The 25,143-nt window shown below is 66.4% G+C and carries 22 protein-coding genes and 1 pseudogene; 11 read left to right on the top strand and 12 right to left on the bottom strand.

The annotated features are described in order from the left end of the window. Positions 1-10: 10 nt before the first annotated feature. Together CBW24_RS06850 and CBW24_RS06845 are read right to left on the bottom strand one after the other, a co-directional pair. On the bottom strand, positions 11-1,585 hold the full coding sequence (locus CBW24_RS06850; RefSeq protein WP_097373089.1) for a Re/Si-specific NAD(P)(+) transhydrogenase subunit alpha: 1,575 nt from the start codon (positions 1,583-1,585) through the stop codon (positions 11-13). 243 nt (positions 1,586-1,828) lie between these two features. Then, on the bottom strand, positions 1,829-2,617 hold the full coding sequence (locus CBW24_RS06845; protein WP_097373088.1) for a gamma-glutamyl-gamma-aminobutyrate hydrolase family protein: 789 nt from the start codon (positions 2,615-2,617) through the stop codon (positions 1,829-1,831). A gap of 439 nt (positions 2,618-3,056) precedes the next feature. On the opposite strand from CBW24_RS06845, the gene CBW24_RS06840 reads away from it, so the two are divergent. Next, positions 3,057-3,605: a hypothetical protein gene (locus CBW24_RS06840; RefSeq protein WP_097373087.1), complete on the top strand. Its 549-nt coding sequence runs from the start codon at positions 3,057-3,059 to the stop codon at positions 3,603-3,605. A gap of 139 nt (positions 3,606-3,744) precedes the next feature. Here CBW24_RS06840 and CBW24_RS06835 read toward each other — a convergent pair whose 3' ends face one another. From CBW24_RS06835 to CBW24_RS06830, 3 genes are all read right to left on the bottom strand, one after another. After that, positions 3,745-5,928: a malate synthase G gene (locus CBW24_RS06835; protein WP_097373086.1), complete on the bottom strand. Its 2,184-nt coding sequence runs from the start codon at positions 5,926-5,928 to the stop codon at positions 3,745-3,747. 196 nt (positions 5,929-6,124) lie between these two features. Further along, complete coding sequence (locus CBW24_RS18330; protein WP_157773108.1) at positions 6,125-6,277, bottom strand: hypothetical protein; 153 nt, start codon at positions 6,275-6,277, stop codon at positions 6,125-6,127. 53 nt (positions 6,278-6,330) lie between these two features. Beyond that, a complete protein-coding gene (locus tag CBW24_RS06830; RefSeq protein WP_088664403.1) occupies positions 6,331-6,573 on the bottom strand; it encodes a hypothetical protein in 243 nt (80 codons plus the stop codon). A 236-nt stretch (positions 6,574-6,809) separates the two neighbouring features. Here CBW24_RS06830 and pepN point away from each other — a divergent pair, with 236 nt between their 5' ends. Further along, complete coding sequence (gene pepN, locus CBW24_RS06825) at positions 6,810-9,386, top strand: aminopeptidase N (RefSeq protein ID WP_097373085.1); 2,577 nt, start codon at positions 6,810-6,812, stop codon at positions 9,384-9,386. Positions 9,387-9,756: 370 nt separating this feature from the next. On the opposite strand, the gene CBW24_RS06820 is transcribed toward pepN, so the two are convergent. Then, on the bottom strand, positions 9,757-10,602 hold the full coding sequence (locus CBW24_RS06820) for a response regulator (protein WP_157773106.1): 846 nt from the start codon (positions 10,600-10,602) through the stop codon (positions 9,757-9,759). A gap of 178 nt (positions 10,603-10,780) precedes the next feature. Here CBW24_RS06820 and CBW24_RS06815 point away from each other — a divergent pair, with 178 nt between their 5' ends. Further along, entirely contained in the window at positions 10,781-11,653 is an 873-nt protein-coding gene (locus CBW24_RS06815) for a 1-acyl-sn-glycerol-3-phosphate acyltransferase (protein ID WP_097373083.1), read from the top strand. A gap of 74 nt (positions 11,654-11,727) precedes the next feature. On the opposite strand, the gene CBW24_RS06810 is transcribed toward CBW24_RS06815, so the two are convergent. Continuing rightward, positions 11,728-12,327 carry a transglycosylase SLT domain-containing protein gene (locus CBW24_RS06810; RefSeq protein WP_088664407.1) on the bottom strand — a complete coding sequence of 200 codons (600 nt, stop codon included), beginning with the start codon at positions 12,325-12,327 and terminating at the stop codon, positions 11,728-11,730. A 273-nt stretch (positions 12,328-12,600) separates the two neighbouring features. Between CBW24_RS06810 and gatB the strand changes: the two genes are divergently transcribed. Further along, a complete protein-coding gene (gatB, locus tag CBW24_RS06805) occupies positions 12,601-14,112 on the top strand; it encodes an Asp-tRNA(Asn)/Glu-tRNA(Gln) amidotransferase subunit GatB (protein WP_088664408.1) in 1,512 nt (503 codons plus the stop codon). A gap of 214 nt (positions 14,113-14,326) precedes the next feature. Then, positions 14,327-14,881, top strand: coding sequence for a DUF4177 domain-containing protein (locus CBW24_RS18795; protein ID WP_198405239.1), 555 nt, complete (start codon positions 14,327-14,329; stop codon positions 14,879-14,881). Between the two features lie 37 nt (positions 14,882-14,918). Here CBW24_RS18795 and CBW24_RS06795 read toward each other — a convergent pair whose 3' ends face one another. After that, entirely contained in the window at positions 14,919-15,179 is a 261-nt protein-coding gene (locus CBW24_RS06795) for a BolA family protein (protein ID WP_088664410.1), read from the bottom strand. Between the two features lie 88 nt (positions 15,180-15,267). On the opposite strand from CBW24_RS06795, the gene CBW24_RS06790 reads away from it, so the two are divergent. Continuing rightward, positions 15,268-15,897: a J domain-containing protein gene (locus CBW24_RS06790; RefSeq protein WP_088664411.1), complete on the top strand. Its 630-nt coding sequence runs from the start codon at positions 15,268-15,270 to the stop codon at positions 15,895-15,897. A gap of 190 nt (positions 15,898-16,087) precedes the next feature. On the opposite strand, the gene CBW24_RS06785 is transcribed toward CBW24_RS06790, so the two are convergent. The 3 genes and pseudogenes from CBW24_RS06785 to CBW24_RS18595 form a co-directional block, all read right to left on the bottom strand. After that, the gene (locus CBW24_RS06785) at positions 16,088-16,612 is read right to left on the bottom strand and encodes a flavin reductase family protein (protein ID WP_097373082.1); all 525 of its coding nucleotides are present in this window, start codon (positions 16,610-16,612) and stop codon (positions 16,088-16,090) included. A gap of 129 nt (positions 16,613-16,741) precedes the next feature. Next, entirely contained in the window at positions 16,742-17,329 is a 588-nt protein-coding gene (locus tag CBW24_RS18600; protein WP_269779768.1) for a DNA alkylation repair protein, read from the bottom strand. A 90-nt stretch (positions 17,330-17,419) separates the two neighbouring features. Then, a pseudogene (locus CBW24_RS18595) lies at positions 17,420-18,082 on the bottom strand (HAD-IA family hydrolase); the annotation flags it as partial. 207 nt (positions 18,083-18,289) lie between these two features. On the opposite strand from CBW24_RS18595, the gene glmU reads away from it, so the two are divergent. Continuing rightward, positions 18,290-19,660 carry a bifunctional UDP-N-acetylglucosamine diphosphorylase/glucosamine-1-phosphate N-acetyltransferase GlmU gene (gene glmU, locus CBW24_RS06775; RefSeq protein ID WP_097373081.1) on the top strand — a complete coding sequence of 457 codons (1,371 nt, stop codon included), beginning with the start codon at positions 18,290-18,292 and terminating at the stop codon, positions 19,658-19,660. Between the two features lie 4 nt (positions 19,661-19,664). Then, positions 19,665-21,482 (top strand): glutamine--fructose-6-phosphate transaminase (isomerizing), encoded by a 1,818-nt coding sequence (glmS, locus tag CBW24_RS06770; RefSeq protein WP_097373080.1) that lies wholly within the window; start codon positions 19,665-19,667, stop codon positions 21,480-21,482. Positions 21,483-21,556: 74 nt separating this feature from the next. Here the strand turns inward: glmS and CBW24_RS06765 are convergent, their stop codons facing one another. After that, positions 21,557-22,840, bottom strand: a complete 1,284-nt coding sequence (locus tag CBW24_RS06765; RefSeq protein WP_097373079.1) for a glycerate kinase type-2 family protein — start codon at positions 22,838-22,840, stop codon at positions 21,557-21,559. Positions 22,841-23,056: 216 nt separating this feature from the next. Here CBW24_RS06765 and ccmA point away from each other — a divergent pair, with 216 nt between their 5' ends. From ccmA to CBW24_RS06750, 3 genes are read left to right on the top strand one after another with little or no spacing between them, the layout of a single operon-like run. After that, on the top strand, positions 23,057-23,698 hold the full coding sequence (ccmA, locus tag CBW24_RS06760) for a heme ABC exporter ATP-binding protein CcmA (protein ID WP_097374157.1): 642 nt from the start codon (positions 23,057-23,059) through the stop codon (positions 23,696-23,698). After that, positions 23,695-24,351, top strand: a complete 657-nt coding sequence (gene ccmB, locus CBW24_RS06755) for a heme exporter protein CcmB (RefSeq protein ID WP_088664417.1) — start codon at positions 23,695-23,697, stop codon at positions 24,349-24,351. The genes ccmA and ccmB overlap by 4 nt, the downstream gene beginning before the upstream one ends. Before the next feature lie 56 nt (positions 24,352-24,407). Then, entirely contained in the window at positions 24,408-25,136 is a 729-nt protein-coding gene (locus CBW24_RS06750; protein ID WP_088664418.1) for a heme ABC transporter permease, read from the top strand. Positions 25,137-25,143: the final 7 nt, after the last annotated feature.

Below are 25,143 nucleotides of genomic sequence, written 5' to 3'. Positions count from 1 at the left end.
CTGCTCCCCCTTAAGATTTCTGGAACATGGCAAGCATCCGGCGCGTCACGAGGAACCCGCCCACGATATTGATGCTTGCGATAAGAACCGAGACGAAGCTCAGCAGCGTCACGAGGAACGACCCCGATCCGATCTGCAGCACCGCGCCCAGAATGATAATGCCGGAAATGGCATTGGTGACGGCCATCAGCGGCGTGTGCAGCGAATGGCTGACATTCCAGATGACCTGGAAGCCGATGAAACAGGCCAGAACGAACACGATGAAGTGGCTCATGAAGCTGGCTGGCGCATAGGCCCCGACAAGCGCGATCAGAACCGCACCCGCCACCAGCAGGGTGACGTGGCTTTTGGTCTGCGCCTTGAACGCCGCGATTTCGGCGGCACGACGTTCTTCGGGGGTCAGTTCCTTGGCTTTTTCCTTGGGCTTCTGGGCCGCGATGGCCTTCACCTTGGGCGGCGGCGGCGGGAAGGTGATCTCGCCCGCATGGGTCACCGTGGCGCCCCGGATCACATCGTCGTCCATGTCATGATCGACCGCGCCGTCCTTTTCGGGGGTCAGGTCGGTCATCATGTGACGGATGTTGGTGGCGTAAAGCGTGGAGCTTTGCGTGGCCATCCGGCTGGGGAAGTCGGTGTAGCCGACGATCGTGACACCATTGTCGGTGACGATCTTCTCGTCCTTGACGGTCAGTTCGCAGTTGCCGCCCCGCTCGGCGGCAAGATCGACGATCACGGAGCCGGGCTTCATCAGCTCGACCATGTCGCGGGTCCACAGCACCGGCGCGTCGCGGTTCGGGATCAGCGCGGTTGTAATCACGATGTCCATCTCGGGCGCAAGCTCGCGGAATTTCTCCAGCTGCTTTTCGCGGAATTCGGGGCTCGACGGGGCGGCATAGCCCCCGGTCTCGGCACCGTCGGCGGCCTTTTCCTCGAAATCGAGATAGACGAACTCGGCGCCCATCGACTCGATCTGCTCGGCCACTTCGGGACGCACGTCGAAGGCGTAGGTCATCGCACCGAGCGAGGTCGACGTGCCGATTGCGGCCAGACCCGCAACACCGGCACCGACGATCAGCACCTTGGCGGGCGGCACTTTACCAGCGGCTGTCACCTGACCGGTGAAGAACCGGCCAAAGTTGTTGCCCGCCTCGATCACGGCGCGGTAGCCCGCGATATTCGCCATCGAGGACAGCGCGTCCATCTTCTGCGCGCGGCTGATGCGCGGCACCATGTCCATCGCGATGACGCTGGCACCGGTGGCCTTGCACTCCTCCAGCAGCGTTTCGTTGCTGCCCGGATAGAAGAACGAGATCAGCAGCTGCCCGTCGCGCAGGTAGCCCACTTCGGTTTCGCTGGGCGGTCGCACCTTGGCGACGACGTCGGATGCGGCCCACAGCGCGGCGGCATCCGCCATCACTTCGACGCCCGCAGCCTCGTAGGCGGCGTCGTTAAAGCCCGCAGCCGCACCGGCCCCGGATTCGATTGCGCACGCGTAGCCAAGCTTCTGCAGCATACGCGCAGAGTCAGGTGTCATCGCGACGCGCGACTCTCCTGAAAATACCTCTTTCGGTGTCCCGATTTTCACGATGAAATTTCCCTTTCTCCGTCCCCCTGCCCATGCGCACCGCACATGACGGGCTTTTGGGTCTGGCAGGAATTAACATTCCGCAACATTCTTTCGCAACCAGACTTTTCCCAAGGGAAAGCCATCCGGGGGCGGAATGCACGACGGATCTTGCTAATTCGACAGTGTGAAACCGACTTCCACAGGGTCACAGCGCGATTGCGATAGGATCGGCGCTCGGAACGGCCGCCGAACCGCCCGTCGTCAGGCGCTGCGCAGCACCGCGTCGCGCCTGCTGCCTGCCCACTCATGGACCGCAGCGCCAAAGGCCTCGAACAGCGGACGGGAAACCGGGTCTTGGGCCGCGCGATATTCCGGATGCCACTGCACCGACATGGTGAAACCCGGCGCGTCCTTGATATACAGCGCCTCTGGCGTGCCATCGGGGGCCGTGCCATCGACCACCACACGCGGTCCGGGCTGCTTGATCCCCTGCCCGTGCAGCGTGTTGGTCATCACCTCCGGCGCTCCGAACAGGCGGGCGAACGGCCCTTCGGGCGTGAACGTCACCTTATGGCGCAGCGCAAAGCGTTCTTCCAGCGTGCCATCGGGGGGCATCCGGTGGTTCATACGCCCCGGCAGATCGCGGATCTCGGGATAGAGCGTTCCGCCCATCGCCACGTTGACCTCCTGAAAGCCGCGGCAGACGCCGATGAAGGGCTGGCCGCGCTCGACCAGTTTCCGGATCAACGGCAGGGTGATCGCGTCCCGCGCCCGGTCGAACGCCCCATGCGCCGCCGTTTCCGGTTCGCCATATTCCTCGGGATGCACGTTCGGACGCCCGCCGGTGAACAGAAAGCCGTCGCAAGTGTCCAGCAACTCATCCACGCTCAGATAGGCCGGATCGGCGGGGATCAGCATGGGCATCGCGTTGCTGACGGTCGCGATCGCTTCGGAATTCATCGCGCCATTGGCATGGGCGGGATAGGTATCGTTCAGCAGATGACTGTTACAGATGATGCCCACAATGGGGCGGGTGTGCGCACGCGGCATAGGGATGACCGTGGAAGTGGGGATCAGGACGGCCCGAGGCTAGACCAAAGCGCCATGCGCCGAAAGAGCCGAATTTCCCGCCCCGCGCGCCCAAAGCGGAACGATCACCCGTTCCAAGCCGCCACAGGCTGACGAAGGTCCAAACGGCGCGGGAGCGATGTCTTATGACATTTGCAGACTGCCCGCTTCCAAGGCACGATTACATGCTGTGCGCATAGGTGTTGGGCGCTAACAAGACTTACGTCGCGCTAATACAAACAGTTTCAAACTTCACGACGCCGTGTTGTGCGCATATGCACAGTATAGCAGATCATTTTCGCGAATTTCCTAATCGGGTGCGGGGGGCCATATCCCCATCATCACAGAGCGACACCACGCCGCTCTAGAGAAATCACATAACGACGCTCCTCCCGGCGTCCCCACTTGTAAGGAAACGATCATGACCACCAACTTCATCACCGCAGGCCTCGCCGCTCTCGTCACTCTGACCGCCATCCCCGCCTCTGCCGACACCGCGCAGCTGGCCCGTTCGGTTGGCGTTGAGCCCGGCGTCTACTCCACCTCGCAGCTCGTCGAGCTGAAAGGCCTGAGCGCCGAGGAAGGCAACCAGTTCCGTGTGAGCCAGATCCTCGACAACCCCGCAGGCGAAGCCATCACCCGTGACGCAACCGTCAACGGCCACGGCAACGTCGCTCAGCTGGCCGCTTCCGTCGGTGTCGAGCCCGGCAACTACACGCTGGGTGAACTGACCGCTCTGGTCGGTGCCGTCGGCGAAGGTGACGAGCAGTTCCGCGTCAACGCTCTGCGCAACGGCTCCTCCGCCACCGCGACCTCTTCGGCTCACGCCACGCAGCTGGCCGCGTCCTTGGGTGTTGAGCCCGGCGCCTACAGCCTGAACCAGCTGACCCTGCTGAAACAGCTGAGCACCGAAGACACCGGCACCGCGCGTCAGCAGACCCGCGACATCCTTGCCAACCCGGCAGGCTAATTTCCCGCTTTCGTCTCCTGCGGACGGGAAACAGCGCGCGACCCTTACGGGGTCGCGCGTTTTTTTATGTTTGGATTTTGGTGTTTAAGCGTTGGCCACCTGATCCGCACGCCCCACTTCGCCCCCCCGGCGCGCGCAACTATCCGCGCGCCTTCGCCTCGGCCCGGCGTTGATGCAGGATCGGTTCGGTATAGCCCGCAGGCTGCACCCGCCCCTTGAACACCAGATCACAGGCGGCCTGAAACGCGATCCCGTCGAAATCCGGCGCCATTGGGCGATATATCGGATCGCCCGCGTTCTGCTGATCGACCACCACCGCCATTTTGCGCAGCGCCGCCATCACCTGTTCCGGGCTCACCACATCCCATTTCAGCCAATTGGCAAGCCCTTGGGCACTGATCCGCAGGGTCGCGCGATCCTCCATCAGGCCGATATCATGAATATCGGGCACTTTCGAACACCCCACCCCCTGATCGATCCAGCGCACGACATAGCCGAGAATGCTCTGCGCGGAATTTTCCACCTCCGCCGTGATCTCCGCCTCTGGCAGCGGGCCCTCCAGCAACGGGATGGTCAGCAGATCGTCAAGCGTGGCGCGGGGCGCACCACCCGCCGCTTCCGCAATGGTATAAAGCTGCTGAAACACGTCGATGTGATGATAATGCGTGGCGTGCAACACCGCCGCCGTTGGCGACGGCACCCATGCGCAGGTCGCGCCCGAGTGCGGATGCGCGATTTTCTGATCCAGCATATCGGCCATGCGGTCGGGCATCGCCCACATGCCCTTACCGATTTGCGCGCGCCCCTTCAGCCCGCATTGCATGCCGATATCGACATTGCGCGTCTCATAGGCCGTCAGCCACGTCGCGGATTTCATCTGTCCCTTGGGCACCATCGGCCCCGCCTCCATCGAGGTGTGGATCTCATCCCCGGTCCGATCGAGGAACCCGGTATTGATGAAGGCCACACGCTCCCGCGCTGCATCGATACAGGCGGCGAGGTTGGCGGACGTTCGGCGTTCCTCGTCCATGATGCCGATCTTGACGGTATGGGCGGGCAGACCCAGCACCTGCTCCACCGCGGCAAAGGTCTGATCGGCGAGCCGAACCTCGTCTGGGCCGTGCATCTTGGGCTTCACCACATAGATCGCGCCCGCCGGTGAATTGCGCGGACCGTCGGAACGGCGCAGATCGTGGAGGGCGATCAGGACGGCAATCAGCGCATCCAGAAATCCTTCGGGGGCCTCGGCCCCGCTGGCATCCAGCACGGCGGGGGTCGTCATCAGATGCCCGACATTGCGCACCAGCAGCAACGCCCGCCCTTTCAGCAACACCGGCTGGCCCGTCGGATCGGTAAATCCGATATCGGGGTTCAGCTCGCGGGTGAATTGCGTGCCGCCCTTGGACACCTCCGCCGTCAGATCGCCCTTCATCAGGCCCAGCCAGTTGCGATAGGCCAGCACCTTGTCGGCGCCATCCACGCAGGCCACCGAATCTTCCATATCGACGATGGTCGAGGCCGCCGCTTCGATGAACATATCCGCGATGCCCGCCGGATCATCCCGCCCAATCGGGTCGCCGCGGTCGAGCACCAGCACGATATGCAGCCCGTTCACCCGGAAAAACAGGTCCGTCAGCGCCCCATCCGCGCCCCGGTTGAACCCGGCGAACTGCGTCGGATCGCGCAGTGCCACGGTGTTTTTCCCGGCAACGAGGATCAATTTACCGCCCGCCGGGGCCATGCTGACGATATTGGCCCAACTGCCTTTGGTCAGGGGCACCACCCGGTCCAGATGCGCCTTCGCCCACGCGACGACCTGCTTTCCCCGCTCTGGATCATGCGCGCCTGCGGGCGGCGGGCTGCCCAGCGCATCGGTGCCGTAGAGCGCATCATAAAGTGACCCCCACCGTGCATTGGCCGCGTTCAGCGCGAAACGTGCATTCGTCGCGGGCACCACCAGTTGCGGCGCGGCCAGCGAACTGATTTCGGGGTCGATCCGCCCCGGCGCGATCTGCACGCTGTCCGGCTCCGGCACCAGATAACCGATCTCTTCCAGAAATGCCCGGTAGGCCAGAGGATCATGCGTTCCCCCAGCCTGTTTCATATGCCACGCGTCGATGCGTTCTTGCAGATCCTCGCGCTGCTGCAACAGCTCGGCGCGCTTGGGCCCAAAGGCTTTGATTAACGCCGACAGCCCCGCCCAGACAGCGTCGGCCGCGATCCCGGTGCCGGGCAGCGCCTCCGCCTCGACAAAGGCGGCAAGCGCCGCGTCCACTTTCAGATCGGCACGGTCGGTATAGCTCGCAGGCGCGGGGTCGGTCATGGCAATGTCCCGTAAATCGCAATTATTTCAGCACAATAGATCCGTCAGCCGCACAAATCAGCGCGACGCATGACGTAACGGTATGGGAAAAGCCGTAACCGGACAATGACGCGGCCCGCAGCCGCGCCCGCGTCGCCATGAAAAAGGGCGCGACCTGAATGGTCGCGCCCTTGTCCGTCTCGTGGATAGGCGTGGCTTAGCCGCCCAGCGCATCCTGCTGGGAGGAGCTGAACCCCTGCTCTTCATCGCTGGCGGTGTTTTTCTGCATCGGGGCCGAGCCGCCCCCCGCGACCGTGCAGGCCGACAGGGCAAATGCAGTGGCAAGCGCCAGAGAGATAGAGCGGGTCATGAAACGTCCTTCCAAAATGTTAAACCAGAGTAGCAATTGCGGGGCTGGGCCGATCAGTTGCCCGCAGGCAGTGTTTCCGGCTGACCGGGCTGCGGCGTTTCTTCGGTCTGCTCGACCGTGCCGGTGCGCCCGTCGATCTGCGTTTCGGCGCCTTCGGGATCGGAGCCGTAGATGACAACCCAGCCGACCCACAGCACCAGCAGCAGCACGGCAAAGCCGACGACCAGCTTCATCCCGGCAAGCGGGCCTTTGTGACGGCGTTCTTGTTTGTCGATATCGGTATGGGGGGCGGACATGGGATCAACTCCTCGGATCTGATGCGGGGCATGCCGGGCACGGACGGCCAACGGCGACATTGTGGTCTGTGGGGGCAGGATCGGTTGAACCCCCTCGCTTGCAGGCATAACGTGATGCTGACGGCATCGGTTCCTCGCGCGCGGGCCATCCAAGCGGCCCGCCGCCGACCTCCGCCACGACCACGCACGCGCAGGCGGGCACCCCCGACCTGCGGCACTCCCAGAAGGACACCCCCATGAAAGATGCCGCCCCCAGCACGCCACAGGCGGTCCGGCTCGAAGACTATACGCCGTGGAGCCACGTCGTTGACCGGGTTCAACTGACCTTCCGGCTCGATCCGCGCGCGACGCGGGTGATCTCTCGGCTGTCGCTGGAGCCGAACCCCGCCGGTCCGCAGGGGCGGCGGATGTTTCTGCATGGCGAAGGGCTGACGCTGATCCGTGCCAGCATCGACGGGCGCGCCGTAACGCCGGACCTGACACCGGACGGGCTCTATTGCGACGTGCCGGAGGGGCCGTTCACATGGGAATGCGAGGTCGAGATTGCGCCCGAGGGCAATACCGCGCTCGAAGGGCTATACATGTCGAACGGCATGTATTGCACTCAATGCGAGGCCGAAGGCTTCCGCAAGATCACCTATTACCCCGACCGCCCCGACGTGATGGCCCCGTTCGATGTGCGGGTGGAAAGCGCGATGCCGGTGCTGTTGTCGAACGGCAATCCCGGCGCCACGGGCACGCTTGCCGATGGCACGCCATGGGTCGAATGGCACGATCCGTGGCCCAAACCCTCCTACCTCTTTGCGTTGGTTGCAGGCGATCTGCGCGCCCATTCCGACCGCTTCACCACGGCGTCAGACCGCGACGTGGCGCTCAATATCTGGGTGCGCCCCGGCGATGAGGATCGCTGCGCCTACGCGATGGACGCCCTGAAACGGTCGATGGCCTGGGATGAACAGGTCTATGGCCGGGAATACGATCTGGATGTGTTCAACATCGTCGCGGTCGATGATTTCAACATGGGCGCGATGGAAAACAAGGGATTGAACATCTTCAATTCCAAATACGTCCTCGCCTCGCCCCAGACCGCAACTGATCGCGACTACGAATTGATCGAAGGCATCATCGCCCACGAATATTTCCATAACTGGACCGGCAACCGGATCACCTGCCGTGATTGGTTTCAGCTGTGCCTGAAGGAAGGCCTGACCGTGTTCCGCGATCAGCAATTCTCGGGCGATCAACGCTCCGTTCCGGTCAAGCGGATCGAGGATGTGCTCCAACTGCGCGCGCGGCAGTTCCGCGAGGATAACGGCCCGCTGGCCCATCCCGTCCGCCCGTCGAGCTATATCGAGATCAACAATTTCTACACCGCGACGGTCTACGAGAAAGGCGCCGAGGTGATCGGCATGCTCAAGCTGCTCGTGGGCGACGCCCAGTATGCCGAGGCGCTGGCGCTCTATTTTGACCGCCATGACGGGGACGCCGCCACGATCGAGGATTGGCTCGCGGTGTTCGAGGATGTCACCAAGCGGGATCTGCGCCAGTTTTCCCGTTGGTATACGCAGGCTGGCACGCCGCGCCTGTCGGTCGAGGAAACATTCGACGCGGGCACCTACACCCTGCGGTTCCGCCAACGCACACCCCCCACGCCGGGACAGGCCGAAAAACTGCCGCAGGTGATCCCCATCGCGGTCGGGCTTCTGGCGCCGGACGGCAGCGAAGTGGTCCCGACCACGGTGCTGGAAATGACGCAGGAGGAGCAAAGCTTCTCCTTCGACGGGCTCGCCGCGCGCCCGGTGCCGTCGCTCCTGCGCGGGTTCTCGGCACCGGTGATCTTGGACCGGGCCAGTGACGCGGCGGAGCGGGCCTTTCTGCTGGCCCATGACACGGATGCGTTCAACCGATGGGAAGCGGGCCGCAGCCTTGCCAAGGAGGTGCTGCTGCGGATGGTCGGGGATAATGCGCCGCCCAGCGCCGACTATCTCGCCGCGCTCGATCAGGTGCTGGCGGATGATACGCTTGACCCGGCCTTCCGCGCGCTTGTGCTGCAACTGCCGTCCGAGGACGACATCGCGCAAAGCCTGCATGACAACGGCACCACCCCCGACCCCACCGCGATCCACATCGCGCGGGACGCGCTGGCCCATGCGCAGGCGGAGGCCTTGGCCCCCAAGCTGCCCGCCCTTTTCGATGCCATGACCCGTCCCGGCCCCTACACGCCCGATGCCGAGGCCGCAGGCTGCCGGGCCCTGCGCCATATTGCGCTGTCGCTGCTGACCCGGCTCGATGGCGGGGATCGCGCGGCGCAGGAATTCGACCGCGCCGACAACATGACCGAAGAGTTGGGCGCGCTGGGCCTGCTGATCCGCGCCGGGCGCGGCACGGACCCGGTGGCACGGTTCGCCGAACGCTGGGGACATGACCGGTTGGTGATGGACAAATGGTTCCAGTTGCAGGTCAACATGGCCCCGCCGGAGCAGGCCGTCACCCGCGCGGAAACGCTGGCCCAGCGCCCGGATTTCGACTGGAAAAACCCCAACAAATTCCGCGCATTGATCGGCGGGCTGGCCGCAAACGCCGCCGGATTTCACGATCCATCAGGTGCGGGTTACCGGTTTGTCGGCGAGTGGTTGAGCCGCTTGGACAAGGTCAATCCGCAAACCACCGCGCGCATGACCACAGTGTTCGAGACATGGCCCCGCTACGATGCCGACCGGCAGGACATGATCCGCGAAACCCTGACGCGCATCGCCAACACCCCCGACCTGTCACGGGACACCGCAGAAATGGTGAGCCGCATCCTCGGCTGACCGAGGGTTGGTCAAACGGTGCCCGCGGCCCGGCGGGGCCGACTGCGCGCGGCGGTGCCCTTTAGGGGCGCTGTGATGCGTCGAGCGTCATGCCCGGCAGCGTTCCTCGCCCGTCGCCGACCCCGCGCAAGTCTTGGCCCGGCGGGGCTAACTGCACGCGGTAGTGCCCCTTGAGAGGTGGCTGTGATCCGTCGAAGGTCATGCCCGGCGGCGTGCCTCGCCGGTCACCGACCCCGCGTAGGTCATGACTGCGCGCGGGCGTGCCCCTGAGGGGCCGCTGTGATCCGTCGAGGGTCATGCCTAGCGGCGGGCCTTGTCGGTCGCCAACCCCGCATGGGTTACGGCCCGAGCCCCCGCCCAATGCGGTGCCTCAAAATTTGAAATCGAAGCCGCTGGGCGTGTCCTCCTCGTAAAGCCAGTCGAATCCCGGCCCGGTCGGTGGCGCGCCCAGTTCTGCAAAGGCGGCGCGCAGGCTGTCGGCCAAAGCGGGGCTGAGCCGGTTCGGGCTGAGCATCTGGGCCATGGCCTGCCGGATCATGCCATTGAGTTCCTCGGACCAGATATCCGCAGTGCCCGCACGGCGGCTCAGCGCGCCTTCCACCGCGCGGGCCAGCGTGGCGGCGCTCAGCCGGTCCTTGCCCAGAAAATCGCAGCAGCCGCGCTTCATCGCTTCCACGGCCAGTTCGGCGCGGTCCTCCCCCGTCAGCATGATGACCGGCGGCGGGGCGGAGAGCGCGTTGACGATCCGGTCGAGCCCGTCCAGACCCGTGCCATCGGGCAGACGATAATCCAGAAAAATCAGCTCGAATTGCTGATCGCCGCTGAGCAGGCGCTGCATATCCGCCAGATCCGCCGCCTCGACGAAATCCAGATCGCAGGGCAGGCTTCGGGCGACCCGGCGCAGCACCCGCCGGTCAAAGCCGCTGTCATCCACCAAAAGCGCCGATAGCGCCCGCCCCGCCTGCCCTGCCGCGACGCGGGTGCGCGGGGCGTCAGCCTGCGCGGCGTCCGGTCCGGGTGGCGCGGGGTCGGACAGATCCTGTGCATCGCCGGGCGGCTGAGCCGGGGCGTCGGCGGTGGCCTTCTGCCGGGACAGCGCGGCGCAGAGCAGCCCATCGGGCACGGTGCCCTGTGGCAATCGGGATCGCGGCATACTGGTATCGGCGCGGCGGGAACGGATAGACAGGGCGGCGGCGAGGGGCGAGGCAAAGGCCATCGGAAATCTCCGGTCTGAACGCGATGACACGCACCATTGCGCAGGGGCCGTTACCATCCGGTAAATTTCCGCCTCGTTTCCGCCCCAGTTCCGTCTGCCCTTGCCATTTGCCACCGGCACACCAAATCTGGGGGGCATTCGTCATCGAACCGTCATGGAGTTGTGGTGGGAACGGCCCATGCGCGAAAGACTTGATCCCCTGATCGCCGAACGGGCCCCGTGGCTGTTCAACGACACCCGCCCCGCGCGGCTGCTGCGCCGTGGGCTGGACCGGCTGCTGGGATATGACCGGACCGTGGCGCTGGGGCAGGAATTGCGCGATGCGACCGGGCCGCAGATCATGGATCGGATGGCCGATCTGATCGCGCGCGATGTCGCGGTCGAGGGGCTGGCGCATATGCCCGCCACCGGGCCTGCGCTGATCGTGGCGAACCATCCCACGGGCATTGCCGACGGCGTGGTGCTGTGGTCGGTGATGCGCCAGATCCGCCGCGATGCGTTTTTCTATGCCAATGCCGATATCCTGCGTGTGTTGCCGCAGATGGACAGCCTGATCTGCCCCGTCGAATGGCGGCAGGATAAGCGCACCCACGGCAAAACCCGAGAGACGATGGCCTATACCCGCCGCGCCATGCAGGCAGGCCGGGCTGGGGTGATCTTCCCCTCTGGACGGTTGGCGAAACGGCGCGGGCTAAGCCTGCATGAACGTCCGTGGATGGCCTCCGCCGCGATGATCGCGCGCAAATTCGATGTGCCGGTGGTGCCGGTGAACCTGCGGGCGCGGAATTCGGCGCTGTTCTATGCCTTTGACCTGCTGCATCCCACGCTGCGCGACATCACCCTGTTCCATGAGACGTTGAACAAGGCGCGACAGCCCTACCGGATCGAAGTGGGGCGCCCCATCGCGCCACGCAGCCTGCCCGCCGCCACGGCCGACGCGATCGAGGAGTTGCGCGGCCAGACCTTACGCCTCGGCGGGCGGCACGCGGTGTCGATTGTCGAGCAGACGCGCCGGCCCAAATGGGTGCGCAGTCTCCAGACCGGCTACTAGGCCCCGCGCCCGGCGCTCATGAAAAAACCCCGGATCGGGGATCCGGGGTTTGCTGATCGTCACCTGATCGCGGCTCAGAGCTGACAGTAGCTTTGCTGTCCGACCCAGCGCAGGATGTCGGCGCGTTTTTCCGAGCGGGTCATCGGCCCCCAATCGGCGGCCAGCCCGCCGCGCCCGGACGCCCCGACCACGCCGTCACGGGGCACGGTGCGGGCCAGAATGCGGATCGCGCAGCTCAGGTTGTTGGCGCCGTCGCGCAGCGCTTCGCCGGTCTTGGCCTGACAATTATAGGCGCGCGCGGTCGAGGGCAGGATTTGCAGCAGCCCGTAATAAAGCCCGCCACCACCGACGGCACGGGGGTTGTAGGTGCTTTCGTGTTTGGACAGCGCCGACAGCAGCCCCACCCAGAACGCGGCCCGCTCATCCGTGCCGTTGCTGGCATAGGCGGGACAGATCGCGGCGATATCCTTGGGCGTCATTTGGACCAGCGGAGTGCCATGACCCTCGCGAAGTGTTCTGAGCGCCGCTTCGGTCCAGACCTGAGAGCCGGGTTGCTGGTCCCAGCGCATCACCGGCGGGGCGACCGGTTCGTTCGGCTCCGGCGCGACGGCGGCACAACTAGCAAGGACGGAAAACAGCAGGATCAGGGCCGAGTGGCGCAGCAGACGGATCATTTAGGACTTCCGGAACAGTGGCAGACGCGGCGACATGGCCTGATTCGGTTCCACGGGGCAAGCACGACAGGGTCGCAATGGGCAGACCGCCGCCGATGCAAGGGGGATTTCCGCCGCTGCGCGGGATTTGTCGGGATGTGTGGCAGGCCCGCGATGCCCCGCACCGGGCCCGGCTAGCGCGCCGCACCGCCTGCCCTTGCCCGTTGCCCGACCGCGTTCTAGAAGGCGCATAAATGCTCCCGTGTTCCGCCGATCCCCGAAGGAGGCCCCGCCATGCTCGACCTGACCTTTGAAGCCCCCGCGCCCAAGGTAATCTCCGGCGCCAAGCAGGATTGGGAGCTTGTCATCGGGCTTGAGGTCCACGCGCAGATCGCGACGCGGGCAAAGCTTTTCTCCGGTGCCTCGACCACCTTTGGGGCGGAGCCCAATTCCAACGTCGCTTTCGTCGATGCGGGGATGCCCGGCATGCTGCCGGTGATCAACGAGGAATGCGTGGCGCAGGCGGTGCGCACCGGGCTGGGGCTGAAGGCCGCGATCAACCTGACTTCGGCATTCGACCGCAAGAACTACTTCTACCCCGATCTGCCGCAGGGCTATCAGATCAGCCAGCTTTATCACCCCATCGTGGGCGAAGGCGAAGTGATCGTCGACATGGCCCCCGGCATCGCCCGCCGCGTGCGGATCGAACGTATCCATATCGAACAGGACGCGGGCAAATCGATCCATGACATGGACCCGCATATGTCCTTCGTCGATCTGAACCGCACCGGCGTCGCGCTGATGGAGATCGTCTCGCGCCCCGATATTCGCGGACCCGAAGAGGCCGCCGCCTATGTCGTCAAGCTGCGCCAGATCATGCGCTATCTGGGCACCTGCGACGGCAACATGCAAAACGGCAACCTGCGCGCCGATGTGAACGTGTCGGTCTGCACGCCCGGCGCCTATGAGAAATTCATCGAAACCGGCGATTTCGGCCATCTCGGCACCCGTTGCGAGATCAAGAACATGAACTCGATGCGCTTCATCCAGGCCGCGATCGAGCATGAGGCCCGCCGCCAGATCGCCATTCTGGAGGATGGCGGCGAGATCGTGCAGGAAACCCGGCTCTACGATCCCGACAAGGGCGAAACCCGGTCCATGCGGTCCAAGGAAGAAGCACATGACTACCGCTACTTCCCCGATCCCGATCTGCTGCCGCTGGAGATCGAGCAGGCTTGGGTCGATGACATCGCCGCCGGTCTTCCCGAACTGCCCGACGCCAAGAAGGCACGCTTCGTCAAGGATTTCGGACTGAGCGAATATGACGCCTCCGTGCTGACCGCCGAGGTCGACGCCGCCGCCTATTTCGAAGCCGTGGCCGAAGGCCGCGACGGCAAGCTGGCCGCCAACTGGGTCATCAACGAACTGTTCGGTCGGCTGAAGAAAGACGACCGCGACATCGCCACCAGCCCGGTCACCCCCGCGCAGCTGGGCGGCATTGTCGAGTTGATCGCCCGCGGTGACATCTCCGGCAAAATCGCCAAGGATCTGTTCGAGATCGTCTATACCGAAGGCGGCGACCCGGCGAGCATCGTCGAAGAGCGCGGCATGAAACAGGTCACCGATACCGGCGCCATCGAGGCTGCGGTGGATGAGGTGATCGCCGCCAACCCCGCGCAGGTCGAGAAGGCGCAGGCCAACCCGAAACTGGCAGGCTGGTTCGTCGGTCAGGTGATGAAGGCCACGGGCGGCAAGGCCAATCCCAAGGCCGTCAACGAAATCGTCGCCGCGAAACTGGGGCTCTGAGCCCGGCCTGAAATATCCGCGCGCCCCGCGCCGCCAGAGCAGGCGCGCGGGGGCGGCTTTTGCTGAAAGCCGCGCCTCGGATGGGACTATTTCAGGCACATCATAGCCTGCGCGCGCGACCGGTCGCGCTTCACGGGGGAATGACTGGTCCCCTTTGCGAAGCGCTCCTACATTGCGCCCCGGCGCATCCGCCACGGCAATCAGCGAGGCTGCCATGACACGTTACGAATACAAGGTCGTCCCCGCCCCCGAGAAGGGCCAGCGGGTCAAGGGCGCCAAGGGCCCGCGCGAGCGGTTCGCCCATGTGCTCGAAACCCTGATGAACGAACTGGGCGCGGAGGGCTGGGACTATCTGCGCGCCGATACGCTCCCCTGCGAGGAACGCACCGGCCTGACCGGCAAAACGGTGGTTTATCAGAACATGCTGGTGTTCCGCCGGGCGCTTGGCGCCGCGCGCGATCTGCGTGACGGCGAAGTGGCGGGACTGCTTGCTGCACCCAAGGCCACGGAACCGACCCCGCCGATCGCGGCATCTGCTGCCCCCGCTGCGCCCTTTGTCGATCCCCGTGCCGGGTATGAGGATGACAGCGACGGCGACACCGCCGGGCATGAGCCACGCTCTGACAACCGCTCCGCCGCTGCGGCAGCCGTGGCCGCGCTGCGCGCCAATCGCGGGGTCGATGACAGCAGCCGCGCACCCAAGCTCGGCCCGGCCAAGACCGAAGGCAAATCGGGTGACGGCAAACCGGGCGGGCTGGCGGCGGAGTGATCCGCCCCGCCCCTCCGGCCCCCGCGCCAGACGCGGATCAGCCGGTTTCGATTTCCAGCGCCAAGGCGTGAATACGGTCGATGATCGCCGGGCCCAGCGCCGAATGCACGGCGCGGTGACGGGAGATGCGGCTCATCGGCGCGAAAACCTCGGACGCGATGCGCACCCGGAAATGGCTTTCGCCGCCGTCTTGGTAGCCCGCATGGCCGCGATGCTTTTCGCTTTCGTCGATCACTTCCAGCCGGGTGGGGGAGAAATTTTTCTCCAGCGCTTGGCGGATTTCCTCGGTCACGGACATTTTTACCAGCCTTCCCTATTCACTCCGGCGTCATAGGGTTTAAACTCCGTCCTCCGAGTCGAAAAGGGCAGAACCGAAGGGGGCAGTCATGAACAGAGAAGATCCGTTTGGGTTCGACCTGCGCGTGTCGAGTGACAAAAAGAAGCGCTCGCGCGGCAAGCGCGGCATGTCGGGGGCGTTCGAGACCTCGCAGCGGGTGTGCGAACACCCCGGCTGCGATATCCCCGCGCAGTATCGCGCACCGAAGTCGCCGGACACGCTGGATGAATTCTATTGGTTCTGTAAGGACCATGTGCGCGAATACAATTTGAAATGGAATTTCTTCAACGGCACGACCGAAGAAGAAATGCAGGCGCAAATGGAACAGGACCGGGTGTGGAACCGCGCCACCTCGCCGTTCAATTCCCGCGAGGAACAGCGCGCATGGGCCCGACTGGGCGTGGACGACCCGCATCAGGTGCTGGGCGACAACGCCACGCGCAATCCGGGCCGCAAGGCCGCAGGCGGGCGTCGCCTGCCACCCACCGAACGCCGCGCGCTGGAGATCCTCGAAGCCGAGGACACGATGACCAAGCCCGAGATCCGCAAAGCCTACAAGGCGCTGATCAAGGTGCTGCATCCCGACATGAATGGCGGCGACCGCTCGGACGAGGATCGCCTGCAGGAAGTCATGTGGGCATGGGATCAGATCAAGGACAGCCGCAGCTTCAAGGATTGAGGCGCGGCGGTCACGGGCGGCCCTGCCCCGATCCCCGGCCCAAACAGCACACGACCCGGATGGCACAGGCGCCGTCCGGGTCGTTTTCGTTTGGGCCCGTTTCTAAGCCTGCATCTGCGCCTGTGTCTGAACCGGCAGCAGCGCCCGTGTCCGCGCTAGGGACGACGTTCGTGCGTCAGCGCGCGCCGCGTCAGTCCTGCGCCGTAAACCCGCCATAGCGGCCCAGCGCAAAGACCAGCGGCCCCGCGCCATCGCCCGTCGCGGCAGCGGCCCCTGCATCCTGCTGCCCGGCGCTCAGCACCTCGCCCGTGATGATCGAATGGTCCCCGCCGTCAAAGACCTGCGCCCGGCGGCATTCGAACCGCGCCAGACAGGGCGCAAAGACCGGCACGCCGGTTTCGCCGGTCATCCACTCCAACCCTTGTGTCGGTCGGCCATCACGGGCGAACCGGCGCGCAAGATCCAGTTGATCGGCGGCAAGGATATGGATCGCATACTGCTCCGCCTCGACGAACGGCTGGTAGCGCGACGAATTCTTATCCGGGGCCCACAGCACCATCGGCGGGTCCAGCGACAGCGACGAGAAACTGTTCGCCGTCAGCCCCAGCGGCCCGTCCGGGGTCGCAATGGTGACGACGGTGACGCCGGTGGCGAAATGGCCCAGCACCTCGCGGAAGGCATGAGGTTCGGCGGCGGTCGGGCGGAAAACGTGCATCTGGCGTCCTTCGGCGGTCTCGGGCGGGCGGCGTCTTGGTCTTGGTCTCGGTCTTGGGCGGGACAGGCGCTGATCCCCCTGCCCGCGCGCCCTGACGTGATCTAGGGCGCAGGGCAGGCTTGTCGCGGATCAGGCGTCGGGCAGGAAACGGGCCGCAGCGGCGCGGGCCTTGTCGCTGATCCCCGTCTCGCGGGCGAGGAAGTCGCGCACCGCGTCGGGGTCGTGACGGCTCAACGCCCGCAGCCAGGCGCTCGCCGCTTTGCGCACCGGCGGAAACGCATCGTCCAGCAGCCCCGGCAGCCAGCCCAGAACCCGCGTGCGCAGCGCCTGCTGCGCGGCATCGGGATGGGCGGCACGGGCGGCGGGCAGCGTCATCGCGATGGCGGCGCGGCGGGTCCAGTCCTGCGCCGCGCCCACCCACGGCTCCAACTGATCGACACGGGCAGGCTCGGCGGCCAGACGTTTCTCGCCGGCGGTGCACAGGGCATCCGACAGGCGCGTGCCCTCATGCTCTGGCAGCCACGCGATGATCTGATCCCAGACGGCGGCCTCATCCTCGCGGATGCGGGCCTGCGTCAGCAGCTTGGCGGCGGCGATGCGCGCGGTCTGCGCCCGGGTGCTCCACAGCGCCCGCGCCAGATCCAGACGCTCCGCCAGCGGCATCTCGCGCCGCCATCCGCGCACCAAAGGCTCCAGCCCCGGACCATCGCCACCCACGGCGGCAATCTCGGCCAAGGCCGGGCTTGGATCGGTGCCCGGGGTCGCTTCTGCATCTGCATCTACATCCGCGTCGCCCTCTTGGGCGGGCAGCAACTCTTCGACCAGATCGGGCAGCGCGGCGTAATGATCCAGCATCGCTTCGGGCTCCAGCCGCGAAATCCCCGCGCCCTCGGGGCCAAAGCTCACCAGCACACACGGCACCCCGGCGGCGCGGGCGGTTTCGCGGTCGGTCTCGGTATCGCCCACCAGCAACGACCGCGCCACGGTGCCGCCTGCGGCCTCCACCGCCGCGATGTAGGGCGCGGCGTCGGGCTTGCGCACCGGCAGGGTATCAGCCCCGATCATCGCGCCGAAGGCATGGCGCACCTCCAGCCGCTCCAGCAGCGCTTCGGCCAGCGCGGCGGGCTTGTTGGTGCAGATCCCCACGCGGAAGCCCCGGCGGGTCAGTTCGGCCACGGCCTCCATCGCGCCGGGATAAAGCGTCGTGTGCACGGCCAGCGCCTCCGCATAGCGGTCGAGCAGCGGCTGATACCAGCGCTCCACCTCCGCCTCGGTATCGGCCCCGTCCAGAACCCGCTCGAACCCCAGCCGCAGCATCGCCCGCCCGCCCCGGAACGCGGTCAGCGCGTCGTCCACCGGGTCCAGCGGCGCATCATGGCCTGCGGCGGTGAAACAATGGTTGGCCGCGGCGATCAGGTCGGCGGCGGTATCGGCAAGGGTGCCGTCTAGGTCGAAGATCACGGTGCGCATGGCGGGCCTTCCGGGCTCAGGTCACGGGGTGCGGGTCTGCAGCGGCGCGCGCAAGGCCGCAGAAACGCCCGCGCCCGCCTGTCGCCCGCGTCATGCCTGTAACAGGCTGTCACCGCAAGTGACCAGCCGGGACAGCCGCAGCCCTTGCGGCGGCAGGCTGACGGGTTAGAACCACCTGCAACAGGCAGTGAAGCAAAAGGAGCGGCAATGACCGTCAATCTGGTGATCCTCGCCGCGGGTCAGGGCACGCGCATGAAATCGGACCTGCCCAAGGTCCTGCACGAGGTCGCGGGCGCGCCGCTTCTGGTCCATGCGATGGCCGCCGGCGCGGCGCTGGAGCCTGCGCGTACGGTGATTGTCGCGGGCCACGGCGCCGATCAGGTCACCGCCGCCGCGCAGGCGCATGATCCCGACGCGCAGGTGGTGATTCAATCCGAGCAGCTAGGCACCGGCCATGCCGTCGCGCAGGCGCGTGATGCACTGGCGGGGGCCACGGGCGACGTGATCGTGCTTTATGGCGATACGCCTTTCATCCGCCCCGAAACGCTACAGACGATGGTCGCCGCACGCGCCGATCACGCGGTGGTCGTGCTGGGCTTCACCCCCGCCGATCCGGGCCGCTATGGCCGATTGAAGATGGCGGGCGAAACCCTTGAGGCGATTGTCGAATACAAGGATGCGAGCGAGGCCGAGCGCGCCATCACCTTCTGCAATTCCGGGGTCATCTGCGCCGGGGCGGAACAGATCTTCGCGCTGCTCGATCAGGTCGGCAACGACAATGCCAGCGGTGAATATTATCTGACCGACATCGTGTCGCTGGCCCGCGCGCAGGGCCTGTCGGCCACCGCCGTCGCCTGTGACGAGGCCGAGACGATGGGCGTCAATTCCCGCGCCGATCTCGCCGCCGCCGAGGCCGCATTCCAGACCCGCAAACGGGCCGAGGCGCTGGAAAACGGCGTCACGCTGCAAGCGCCCGACACCGTGCAATTCGGCTGGGACACATGGCTGGGCCGCGATTGTCTGGTGGAGCCTTACGTCGTTTTCGGGCCGGGCGTGACGGTGGAAAGCGGCGCGCGCATCCGGGCGTTTTCGCATCTGGAGGACTGCCATGTCAGCCGCGGCGCGGTGGTCGGCCCCTATGCCCGCCTGCGCCCCGGCACCGAACTGGCCGAGGACAGCCGCATCGGCAATTTCGTCGAGATCAAGAACGCGGTGGTCGAGGCTGGCGCCAAGGTCAATCACCTCACCTATATCGGCGATGCCGAGGTCGGCGCCGGCGCCAATATCGGCGCAGGCACGGTGACCTGCAATTACGATGGCGTGTCCAAGCATCGCACGGTGATCGGCGCGGGCGCGTTCATCGGCTCCTCCACCATGCTGGTGGCCCCGGTGCGGGTCGGCGCGCAGGCGATGACCGGCTCCGGCTCCGTCATCACCCGCGACGTGCCGGACGAGGCGCTGGCGCTGGGACGCGCGCAGCAGGTCACCAAACCCGGTCTCGCCACCCGCCTGAAACAGAAACTGCGCGAGGCCAAGGCCGCCCGCGCCGCCTCTACGACCTCCGGGCAGAAGGACTGAACCCATGTGTGGAATTGTCGGCATTCTCGGCACTCACGAAGTTGCCCCCAGCCTTGTCGAGGCCCTGCGGCGGCTGGAATATCGCGGCTATGACAGCGCGGGCATCGCCACCGTCAATGACGGGCGGCTGGACCGCCGTCGCGCGGTGGGCAAGCTGGTCAACCTGTCGGATCTGCTGGTGCATGAACCGCTCGCGGGCAAATCCGGCATCGGCCACACCCGCTGGGCCACCCACGGCGCGCCCACGGTCGTCAATGCGCACCCACACCGCGCTGGTCCGGTCGCGGTCGTGCATAACGGCATCATCGAAAATTTCCGCGAATTGCGCGCGGAACTGACCGCCGCCGGGCAAAGCTGCGAAAGCGAAACGGATACCGAAACCGTCGCCATGCTGACCCGCGCCTATCTGGAGGACGGGCTGTCCCCGCGCGAAGCAGCGGCCAAGGTGCTGTCCCGGCTCGAAGGCGCGTTCGCGCTGTGCTTCCTGTTCGATGGCGAAGAAGACCTGCTGATCGCCGCGCGTCGTGGCTCGCCCCTGGCCATCGGTCATGGCGAGGGCGAGGTCTATGTCGGCTCCGATGCCATTGCGCTGGCGCCCATGACCAGCCGCATCACCTATCTCGACGAAGGCGATTGGGCCGTCCTGACCCGCAGCACGGTTGAGATCCGCGATGCCGCGGGCGAACAGGTCAGCCGCCCGATGAAAACCGTGCAGATCGACACATCCCGCATCGAAAAGGGCGGTCACCGGCATTTCATGGCCAAGGAGATCGCCGAACAGCCTGTCGTGCTGGCCGATGCCATCGCGCATTACCTACAGGACAGCGGCATCACCCTGCCCGAACCGGGGCTCGATTTCACCCAAATCGACCGCATCACGATGGTGGCCTGCGGCACCGCCTTCTATGCCTGCCACGTCGCCAAATACTGGTTCGAACAGATCGCCCGCCTGCCGGTCGAGGCCGATATCGCCTCCGAATTCCGCTACCGGGAGCCGCCGATTCCCGCGCGCAGCATGGCGCTGTTCGTCAGCCAATCGGGCGAAACCGCCGATACGCTGGCCGCCCTGCGCTATACCGAGGGCAAGGCCGACCGCATCGTCTCCGTGGTCAATGTGCTGGAAAGCTCCATCGCCCGCGGCTCGGACCTGCCGCTGCCGATCCTTGCCGGGGCCGAAATCGGCGTCGCCTCGACCAAGGCCTTCACCTGTCAGCTTACCGTGCTGTTCCTGCTGGCGATCAAGGCTGGGCTGGATCGCGGCACCCTGACGGAGGCCGAAGCCGAGGCGCATCTGGCCACCCTGCGCAATCTGCCGGGGCTGATGAACCACGCCCTGCAAACGGCGCCGGAGATCGAGCGCGTCGCCAAGGAACTGGCCGAGGCCCGCGACATCCTGTTCCTGGGCCGTGGCGCGATGTATCCGCTGGCGATGGAGGGCGCGCTAAAGCTCAAAGAAATCAGCTATATCCACGCCGAAGGTTATGCATCGGGCGAATTGAAACACGGCCCCATCGCGCTGGTCGACAAAACCGTGCCGGTGGTGGTTCTCGCCCCCTCCGACGCGCTGTTCGATAAAACCGTGTCCAACATGCAGGAGGTCATGGCCCGCGGCGGCAAGGTGCTGCTGGTGACCGATGCCGAGGGCGCCCATGCCGCACGCGAAGGCACATGGCGCACGCTGGTCATGCCCGGCGTGCCGCCGATCCTTGCGCCAATCCTCTATGCGCTGCCCGCGCAGCTGCTGGCCTATCACACCGCCATCGCCAAGGGCACGGATGTGGACCAGCCGCGCAACCTTGCGAAATCCGTCACCGTGGAGTGACCCCGAACCGCCGGGCTTGCCCCGGCGGCTCCGCGCTTTCTACTTCCGCCGGGCTTGCCCCGGCGGTGCACCTCCTACCAGCGAATAAGCACCTGTAGATCCGCAACATTGGTGCCGGTGCCCCCGGTCATCAGCAGATCGCCCGAGGCCGCCAACGCCCGGTTGCTGTCATTATCAGCAAACAAGGCCTGCGGATCGACCCCGGCCTCGCGCATCCGGGCGAGGCTCCGCGCGTCGACGATGCCGCCCGCCGCATCCGTCGGCCCGTCGCGGCCATCGGTGCCGCCCGACAGAAACACCCAACTTTCACCCCAGCCCGCGGCCTCGGCCCCCAGCGCCACGCAGAGCGCCATATGCTGATTGCGCCCGCCGCGCCCCTGCCCGCGCAGTTGCACCGTGGTTTCCCCGCCCATGAGATGCGTGCCGCGGCCAAGGCTCAGAACATGGCGCGCGGCGTCCTCGACATCTCCGACCAGCGGCGCGTTGTGCATCTGCGCATCGGGCGCAGCACCGTGCATCGCGCGCAGACTGACGCTGTTCGCGCCGATCAGATGGTTGCGCGCAGGCGGCACCGGACCGGGCCCCGCATCATGGCCCTGATCGGGCTGTTCCAGATGCGCGCGCACCGGGGCGGGCATCGCCTCCCATATCCCGCGCGCCTGCAACAGCGCCCGCGCGCGGGCGTGATCGCCAATGGGCGGCGCGGTGGGGCCAGACGCGATCACCGACAGATCATCACCGATTACATCCGACAGGATCAGCGCGGTCACCGGCGCGGGCGCGGCGGCCCGCAGCAGCCCGCCGCCCTTCAGCCGCGACAGTTGCTGCCGCACGAGGTTCATTTCGGTGATATCCGCGCCCGAAGCCAGCAATGCCGCGCTCACCGCCGCCTTGTCGGCCAGCGTCAGCCCCGCCACCGGCGCGGGCAGCAGCGCGGAGCCACCGCCCGAAATCAGCGCCAGCACCCGGTCGCGCGCATCGCATTGCGCAAGCGCTGCTATCACCGCCTCCCCGGCGGCCAGCCCTGCGGCGTCGGGCACCGGATGCGCGGCGGCGTGCAGATCGGCCCCTTCGGGCAATCCTGCGGGATCGGCGTTTTCGGGATTGGTCACCACGATCAGCTGACACGGCCCACCGTCCGTCAGCGCCGCATGGGCCGCGCGCGCCATGCCCATCGCGGCCTTGCCCACCGCGATCAGCAGCAGCCTGCCGCCGGGATCTGGCCTGCACGCGGCGCGAATGTCCTCCGCCGCCAGCGCCGTGCGCGTCGCGCCTTCCGGGTCCGCCGCCCGCACGCCCGCCTGAAACAGGCGCATGGCCTTGCTCCGCGCGTCTGCTCTGTCTGATAGCCCGGTCATTCTGCGCGTCCTCCTGCTGCCTGCGGGCGCACTGTGCCGCCCCGGGCCCGGCGGGTCCAGTGCGCGGCGTCCGCGTCCTGCCCCCGCCGCCCCCCGACGCCCCCCGAGCAATCGAGGATCGCGCGGACCGGACCCGCGTTGCAGCCGCCCTCGACCGCGCGTCTTTCCAGCGTCGCGCGCCCTTCCGGTGCGCCGCGGATTGCGGTAAGCGAAGCCATGTCCGACCCGCTTCTTCAGACCAGCGACCTGACCTGCCTGCGTGGCGGGGTGCCGGTGCTGGAGCATGTCACCCTACAGCTGCGGCCCGGCGCCGCCCTGATCCTGCGTGGCCCCAATGGCGCGGGCAAAACCACGCTGCTGCGCACGCTCGCCGGATTGCAGCCCCCCGGCGCCGGACGGATCGACGCCGCCCCCGACAGCCTGACCTATGCCGCCCATGCCGACGGGTTGAAGCCGACGCTGAGCGCGGCGGAAAACCTGACCTTCTGGGCGCAGATCCACGGGCAACGCGACCGAACCCGCGCCGGGATCGACGCCGCGCTTGCCGCGCTGGACCTGACCGATCTGCGGGATCGGCTGGCCGGACAGATGTCGGCGGGACAGAAACGGCGGCTCGGGCTGGCGCGGCTGCTTGTCACCGGGCGTCCGGTCTGGCTGCTGGACGAACCCACCGTATCGCTCGATGCCGCGTCCGTGGCCCTGTTTGCCGGCGTGGTGCAGGCGCATCTCGCCACCGGCGGTGCCGCGCTGATCGCCACCCATGTCGAACTGGGGTTGGAGGCCGACACGCTGGATGTCAGCCGCTTCCGCGCCGCGCCGGGCCGCTTGGCCGACGGGTTCGACGAGGCGTTTTTATGAGGGCGCTGCTGCTGCGGGATCTCCGGCTGGCGGTGCGCGCGGGCGGCGGCTTTGGCCTTGCGCTGGCGTTTTTCCTGATCGTCGTGGTGCTGGTCCCCTTCGCCGTGGGGTCCGAGCCTGCGCGGCTGGCCGCCATCGCGCCGGGGGTGTTGTGGCTGGGCGCGCTGCTGGCCTGCCTTTTGTCGCTTGACCGGATCTTCGCGCTGGATTTCGAGGACGGCTCGCTGGATCTGCTGGCCTGCGCCCCGATCCCGCTGGAGGCCGTCGCCGCGCTAAAGGCACTGGCCCATTGGCTGATCACCGCACTGCCGCTGGTGCTGGCCGCGCCGCTTCTGGGGCTGATGCTGCACCTGCCCGCACCGGGGCAGCCGTGGCTGGTGATATCGCTGCTGGCAGGCACGCCCGCGCTGTCGGCCATCGGCAGTTTCGGCGCGGCGCTGACCGTCGGGCTGAAACGCGGCGGGCTGCTGTTGTCGCTGATCGTGCTGCCGCTTTATGTGCCCACACTGATTTTCGGGGCCGACGTGGCGCGACGCGGCGCGCAGGGGCTCGATCCCGTCACACCGCTGCTGCTGCTGGCGGGGCTCAGCCTCGGCGCCGTCGCGCTTCTGCCATTCGCCGCGGCTGCGGCAATACGCATCAACCTGCGCTAGGGACCACGCGGCCATGTGACTTGAGCCGCCCTCCCCCGCCAACTAGGGTCCGCGCCATGTCGCTCTGGGAATATGCCAATCCGAAACGCTTCATGCAGGTCTCTGACCGGCTGCTGCCATGGTGCGCGGGTCTGACCGCGCTGCTGCTGGCGGTCGGGCTGATCTGGGGCGTCTTCGGCACGCCGAACGCGGTCAATTTCGAGGCCACAGTCAAGATCATCTATATCCACGTGCCCGCCGCGCTGATGGCGATCAACGCATGGCTGATGATGCTGGTGGCCTCGCTCATCTGGCTGGTGCGGCGGCATCACGTCTCGGCGCTGGCGGCGCGGGCGGCGGCGCCGGTGGGCATGGTCATGACGCTGATCGCGCTGATCACCGGGGCGATCTGGGGCCAGCCGATGTGGGGCACATGGTGGGCATGGGATCCGCGCCTGACATCCTTTCTGATCCTATTCCTGTTCTATCTGGGCTATATCGCGCTCTGGGCTGCGATTGACGCGCCTGAAACCGCGGCTGATCTGACCTCGGTGCTGTGCCTCGTGGGGTCGGTTTTCGCGGTGCTCAGCCGCTATGCCGTGCTGTTCTGGAACCAAGGCCTGCATCAGGGCGCATCCCTGTCGATGGATGCCGAAGAGAACGTCGCCAATGTCTACTGGTTTCCGCTGCTTATCTGCATGGCGGGGTTCGTCGCGCTGTTCGTGACGCTCGTCTTGCTGCGCACCCGCACCGAAATCCGCAACCGCCGGCTGCAAGCGCTGATCGCGCGCGACCGGATGATGTGAGGCACCC

Source organism: Pacificitalea manganoxidans (assembly GCF_002504165.1).
GTDB classification, from domain to species: domain Bacteria; phylum Pseudomonadota; class Alphaproteobacteria; order Rhodobacterales; family Rhodobacteraceae; genus Pacificitalea; species Pacificitalea manganoxidans.
The sequence above is the reverse complement of the archived record's forward strand: the minus strand, read 5'-3'. Positions and strand labels throughout refer to the sequence as shown.

Coding starts and splice junctions, on each gene's coding strand:
- CBW24_RS06845 (WP_097373088.1), bottom strand. CDS start 2,617: ATGCCGCGTGCGCACACCCGCCCCATTGTGGGCATCATCTGTAACAGT.
- CBW24_RS06840 (WP_097373087.1), top strand. CDS start 3,057: ATGACCACCAACTTCATCACCGCAGGCCTCGCCGCTCTCGTCACTCTG.
- CBW24_RS06835 (WP_097373086.1), bottom strand. CDS start 5,928: ATGACCGACCCCGCGCCTGCGAGCTATACCGACCGTGCCGATCTGAAA.
- CBW24_RS18330 (WP_157773108.1), bottom strand. CDS start 6,277: ATGACCCGCTCTATCTCTCTGGCGCTTGCCACTGCATTTGCCCTGTCG.
- CBW24_RS06830 (WP_088664403.1), bottom strand. CDS start 6,573: ATGTCCGCCCCCCATACCGATATCGACAAACAAGAACGCCGTCACAAA.
- pepN (WP_097373085.1), top strand. CDS start 6,810: ATGAAAGATGCCGCCCCCAGCACGCCACAGGCGGTCCGGCTCGAAGAC.
- CBW24_RS06820 (WP_157773106.1), bottom strand. CDS start 10,602: ATGGCCTTTGCCTCGCCCCTCGCCGCCGCCCTGTCTATCCGTTCCCGC.
- CBW24_RS06815 (WP_097373083.1), top strand. CDS start 10,781: ATGCGCGAAAGACTTGATCCCCTGATCGCCGAACGGGCCCCGTGGCTG.
- CBW24_RS06810 (WP_088664407.1), bottom strand. CDS start 12,327: ATGATCCGTCTGCTGCGCCACTCGGCCCTGATCCTGCTGTTTTCCGTC.
- gatB (WP_088664408.1), top strand. CDS start 12,601: ATGCTCGACCTGACCTTTGAAGCCCCCGCGCCCAAGGTAATCTCCGGC.
- CBW24_RS18795 (WP_198405239.1), top strand. CDS start 14,327: ATGACACGTTACGAATACAAGGTCGTCCCCGCCCCCGAGAAGGGCCAG.
- CBW24_RS06795 (WP_088664410.1), bottom strand. CDS start 15,179: ATGTCCGTGACCGAGGAAATCCGCCAAGCGCTGGAGAAAAATTTCTCC.
- CBW24_RS06790 (WP_088664411.1), top strand. CDS start 15,268: ATGAACAGAGAAGATCCGTTTGGGTTCGACCTGCGCGTGTCGAGTGAC.
- CBW24_RS06785 (WP_097373082.1), bottom strand. CDS start 16,612: ATGCACGTTTTCCGCCCGACCGCCGCCGAACCTCATGCCTTCCGCGAG.
- glmU (WP_097373081.1), top strand. CDS start 18,290: ATGACCGTCAATCTGGTGATCCTCGCCGCGGGTCAGGGCACGCGCATG.
- glmS (WP_097373080.1), top strand. CDS start 19,665: ATGTGTGGAATTGTCGGCATTCTCGGCACTCACGAAGTTGCCCCCAGC.
- CBW24_RS06765 (WP_097373079.1), bottom strand. CDS start 22,840: ATGACCGGGCTATCAGACAGAGCAGACGCGCGGAGCAAGGCCATGCGC.
- ccmA (WP_097374157.1), top strand. CDS start 23,057: ATGTCCGACCCGCTTCTTCAGACCAGCGACCTGACCTGCCTGCGTGGC.
- ccmB (WP_088664417.1), top strand. CDS start 23,695: ATGAGGGCGCTGCTGCTGCGGGATCTCCGGCTGGCGGTGCGCGCGGGC.
- CBW24_RS06750 (WP_088664418.1), top strand. CDS start 24,408: ATGTCGCTCTGGGAATATGCCAATCCGAAACGCTTCATGCAGGTCTCT.